We start from the raw sequence: 344 nt of genomic DNA, 5'->3' as shown, positions 1-344 counted from the left end.
GTATGATGGGTGTTTTAGTATCTGACTTACTCGAGGGCGAAGAAAAAGTGTCTTCTGAGCTTTCTGAGAAGATTGTAGCAGGCAAAACAGACTATACTTATCAATCGGTTAACGAAGAATTAAGCTTAACATTTGGGCATATTCCAGGTGACAAAGGTCAAGAGCAATTTAAGAAAGCGATTAAAAACCTACAACAAATTAAAGTGTGGTTAATCGAAAAGAAAAAGCGTGAAGATGGTTATCACGCGGCGTTTGGTTACACGGTTGTTGAAGATTATGCTAAATCATTCGATGACGAAGAAGATAAAATTGAAGTAACGCTAAAAGTTAAGTTCAACACTGCT

At 36.9% G+C, this 344-nt stretch carries 1 protein-coding gene; it reads left to right on the top strand.

Annotated elements, in window-relative coordinates; translation table 11 throughout:
• Positions 1–2 precede the first annotated feature (2 nt).
• On the top strand, positions 3–344 hold a 342-nt coding region (locus CD138_RS13830), incomplete at its 3' end, for a phage tail protein (RefSeq protein WP_506344858.1).

This window comes from Staphylococcus intermedius NCTC 11048 (genome assembly GCF_002902385.1).
GTDB lineage: Bacteria > Bacillota > Bacilli > Staphylococcales > Staphylococcaceae > Staphylococcus > Staphylococcus intermedius.
This window is presented reverse-complemented; position numbering and strand designations above follow the sequence as displayed.